The sequence below is a fragment of the Methylobacterium indicum genome, assembly GCF_001043895.1.
GTDB classification, from domain to species: domain Bacteria; phylum Pseudomonadota; class Alphaproteobacteria; order Rhizobiales; family Beijerinckiaceae; genus Methylobacterium; species Methylobacterium indicum.
This window is the reverse complement of the sequence record NZ_JTHF01000333.1, coordinates 1-3720: the sequence shown is the minus strand read 5'-3', so window position 1 is coordinate 3720 and position 3720 is coordinate 1. Positions and strand designations below refer to the sequence as shown.

Sequence of the window (3720 nt, the reverse complement as noted above, 5' to 3'; positions counted from 1 at the left end):
CGGGCGCCCGCGTCGCTCGGCAATTGCCGCCAGGCCGCCACCGCCTGATCGAACAGCGCGCCCTTCGGGGCGTAGGCGCGGCCTTCGAGGAACGCGAAGGTGGTGTCGTCCGGGAAAGGGGCGGAGTTCGATGATCCAATTCCCCATGAACACGGCGGAGGACGCCCGATGACCCCGCAACCCCGCACCCTCCTCGACAAGGTCTGGGACGCCCACGTCATGGCGACCCGCCCCGACGGCCAGGCGCTCCTCGCCATCGACCGGCACCTGCTGCACGAGGGCTCGTTCCACGCCTTCGGCATGCTCGACCATGCCGGCCGCCAGATCCGCCGGCCGGAACTGACCTTCGCGGTGGCCGATCACTACGTCCCCTCCCGCGACCGCGACGGGCCGATCCCCGATCCCGAGATCGCCAACATGGTCTCGACGCTCGCCGACAATGCCGGCCGGCACCGCATCCGGCATTTCGGCCTCGACGATCGGGCGCAGGGCATCGTCCACGTGCTGGCGCCGGAGCAGGGCCTGACGCTGCCGGGTCTCACGGTCGTCTGCGGCGATTCCCACACCTCGACCCACGGCGCCTTCGGGGCGCTGGGCTTCGGCATCGGGGCGACGGAGGTGGCGCATGTGCTGGCGACGCAGGCCCTGTGGCAGCGCCGGCCGAAGACCCTGCGGGTCACCATCGACGGGGTGCTCGGCCCCCACGTCACCGCCAAGGACGTGATCCTGGCGATCATCGCAGGTGTAGGGGCCGGCGGCGCGGTCGGGCACGTGCTCGAATATGCCGGCAGCGCGATCCGCGGCCTGTCGATGGAGGGGCGGCTCACCATCTGCAACATGTCGATCGAGGCAGGCGCCCGAGCCGGGATGATCGCGCCGGACGACACCACCTTCGCGTTCCTCGAAGGCCGCGCCTACGCCCCGAAGGGCGCGCTGTTCGATCAGGCGGTGGCGGCCTGGCGGCAATTGCCGAGCGACGCGGGCGCCCGGTTCGACCGCGAGGTGACGCTCGATGCAAGCACCATCGCCCCGACCGTGACCTGGGGCACCAGCCCGGAGACCGCGCTTCCCGTCACCGCCGCGGTGCCGGATCCGGGCCTCGAATCCGACGCCACCAAGGCCGGACAGATGCGGGCGATGCTCGACTATATGGGCCTCACGCCCGGCATGCCGCTGGAAGAGGTCGCGATCGACCGGGTGTTCATCGGCTCTTGCACCAATTCGCGCATCGAGGACTTGCGCGCCGCGGCCGGCGTGCTGCGCGGCCAGAAAGCCGCGGTGCCGGGCCTCGTCGTGCCCGGCTCCGGTCCGGTGCGGCGCCAGGCCGAGTCGGAAGGGCTCGACCAGGTGTTTCGCGACGCCGGCCTCGAATGGGGCGAACCCGGCTGCTCGATGTGTGTCGGCATCAACGGCGACCTCGTGCCGGCGGGCGAGCGCTGCGCCTCGACCACCAACCGCAACTTCCCGGGCCGCCAGGGGCCGAACGCCCGCACCCACCTGATGAGCCCGGCCATGGCGGCGGCCGCCGCCGTCACCGGCCGCCTCACCGACATCCGCCGCCTCGGGAGAAGCTGAGATGCAGCCCTTCACGACCCTCCAGGCCGTCGCGGTGCCCCTCGACGTCGCCAACATCGACACCGACCAGATCCTGCCGGCCCGCTTCCTGAAGAAGCCGAGGAGCGCCGGCTACGGCAATTTCCTGTTCCACGACGAGCGCCGCCGGAGCAAGGCGGTCCCCCTCGATGCCCCGGCCTATGCCGGCGCCGGCATCCTGGTCGCCGACCGCAATTTCGGCTGCGGCTCGTCGCGGGAGGGTGCGGTCTACGCGCTGGTCGATGGCGGCATCCGCTGCGTGGTCGCCCCGAGCTTCGGCGACATCTTCGCCTCGAACGCGGCGAAGAACGGGCTGCTGACCGTGACCCTGCCGGACGAGGCGGTGTCGGCCCTGCGCACCCGCCTCGCGGCAGCACCGGGCGCGGCCGTCACGGTCGACCTGCCGGCCCAGACCGTGACCGACCCGGACGGCCATGCGATCCCGTTCGAGATCGATCCGTTCAAGAAGCGCTGCCTCGTCGAGGGGCTCGACGACGTGGCGCTGACGCTCGAACATGCCGAGGCGATCGCGGCCTACGAGGCGAGGGTGGCGGCCGAGGCGCCGTGGCGGGTACCGTCCATCGCCGGATGATCCGGGCCGGGGGCAAGCCATGCGCCCACGCGATGGCTCGCGCGCACGTCGAGGCAATATCCGATCAGCATCTTGTGATCGGACCCATCACCGTTACACTCCCGGTCCGAGCCGCGACACCATCAATCAAACAGCGGCCGGAAGAGGGAACGTCATGCTGGAATGCGCATCCGTCGCCAGGCGGCGGCTCGTCCGCGCGTTGCTTGGTTCAACGATCTTGTTGGCCGCCAATGCCTCGCTCTCGACCGTTCAGGCCGCGGACCCGATCCGCATCGCGGTAATCGCGGAGGCACAGGCCATCGCCGGGGCCTCGATTCCCCAGGCGGCTCAGCTCGCCGCCGACGAGATCAACGCCAAGGGCGGGATGGACGGCCGCAAGATCGAGATCATCGCTTACGACAACAAGAGTTCGGCCGCCGATTCGGTCCGCGCCTTCCAGCGTGCGGCGAGCGAGGACAAGGCCCACGCGGTCATCGCCAGCTACATCAGCGAGGTGGTGCTGGCGCTCCAGCCCTGGTCGGCCCGGCTGAAGCTGCCCTTCATCACGCCGGGCGCGGCCTCGAACGAGATCCCGCTCAACGTCCACAAGGACTACGCCCGCAACAAGTATTCCTTCCACGGCTACCTGACCTCGAAGGCGCAGTCCCAGGCCGTCTGCGACGCCGCCAAGGCCATCCTGGTCGACGGCCGGCAGATGAAGACCGCCGTCATCATGAGCGAGGACGCGGCGTGGACGAAGCCGCTGGACGAGGGCTACAAGGAGTGCCTGCCGAAGGTCGGGCTGAAGGTGCTCGACCATATCCGGTTCTCGCCGAGCACCACCGACTTCAACCCGATCTTCAGCCGCATCGAGGGCGCCAAGCCCGACGTGATCGTCACCGGCATCTCGCATGTCGGCGTGCAGCCGACGGTGCAGTGGCGCAGCCAGCAGATCCCGATCCCGATGATCGGCATCGCCTCGCAGGCGACCAATGCCACCTTCTGGAAGGAGACGAACGGCGCCACCGAGGGCGTGCTGTTCGAGATGTTCGCCGCACCCGGCACCAACGTCACGCCGAAGACTGCGCCCTTCGCGGAAGCTTTCAAGGCCAAGTACGGCAACTATCCGGGATACGCCGGCTACACCGCCTATGACGAGGTCTACTACATCGCCGATGCGGTGAAGCGGGCCGGCTCGACCGATCCCGACAAGCTCGTCGAGGCGCTGGAGAAGACCGACTGGGAGGGCACCCTCGGGCGCATCCAGTTCTATGGCAAGGACGACGAGTTCACCCACTCGATCAAGTATGGCCCCGGCCTCGTCTCGGGCATGATGATGCAGTGGCAGGACGGCAAGCAGCTGGCGATCTGGCCGCAGACTGTGGCCAACGGGAAGATGACCTTCCCGAGCTTCGTCAAGGCCGGGACGGCGGCGAACTAAACGCCCCCATTGATCGACCCTGATCCAGCCGACGCGGGATCCCCTCTCCCACACGGGCGAGCAGATTCGCACCTCTCCTCAGAGAGCTAACCCTCTGTAAAGGTGCGCGCTTTCC

At 69.0% G+C, this 3720-nt stretch carries 3 protein-coding genes; all 3 read left to right on the top strand.

Features of this window, described 5'->3' with window-relative positions:
• Positions 1-168: 168 nt before the first annotated feature.
• The 3 genes from leuC (at position 169) to QR78_RS29280 (ending at position 3605) form a co-directional block, all read left to right on the top strand.
• On the top strand, positions 169-1575 hold the full coding sequence (gene leuC, locus QR78_RS29290) for a 3-isopropylmalate dehydratase large subunit (RefSeq protein WP_048431146.1): 1407 nt from the start codon (positions 169-171) through the stop codon (positions 1573-1575).
• Between the two features lies 1 nt (position 1576).
• Positions 1577-2185 carry a 3-isopropylmalate dehydratase small subunit gene (leuD, locus tag QR78_RS29285; RefSeq protein ID WP_048431145.1) on the top strand — a complete coding sequence of 203 codons (609 nt, stop codon included), beginning with the start codon at positions 1577-1579 and terminating at the stop codon, positions 2183-2185.
• 154 nt (positions 2186-2339) lie between these two features.
• The gene (locus QR78_RS29280; RefSeq protein WP_048431144.1) at positions 2340-3605 is read left to right on the top strand and encodes an ABC transporter substrate-binding protein; all 1266 of its coding nucleotides are present in this window, start codon (positions 2340-2342) and stop codon (positions 3603-3605) included.
• The last annotated feature ends 115 nt before the right edge of the window (positions 3606-3720 follow it).

Bases quoted from the DNA above. Each gene is read 5' to 3' on its own strand.
- leuC (WP_048431146.1), top strand. From the start codon at position 169: ATGACCCCGCAACCCCGCACCCTCCTCGACAAGGTCTGGGACGCCCAC.
- leuD (WP_048431145.1), top strand. From the start codon at position 1,577: ATGCAGCCCTTCACGACCCTCCAGGCCGTCGCGGTGCCCCTCGACGTC.
- QR78_RS29280 (WP_048431144.1), top strand. From the start codon at position 2,340: ATGCTGGAATGCGCATCCGTCGCCAGGCGGCGGCTCGTCCGCGCGTTG.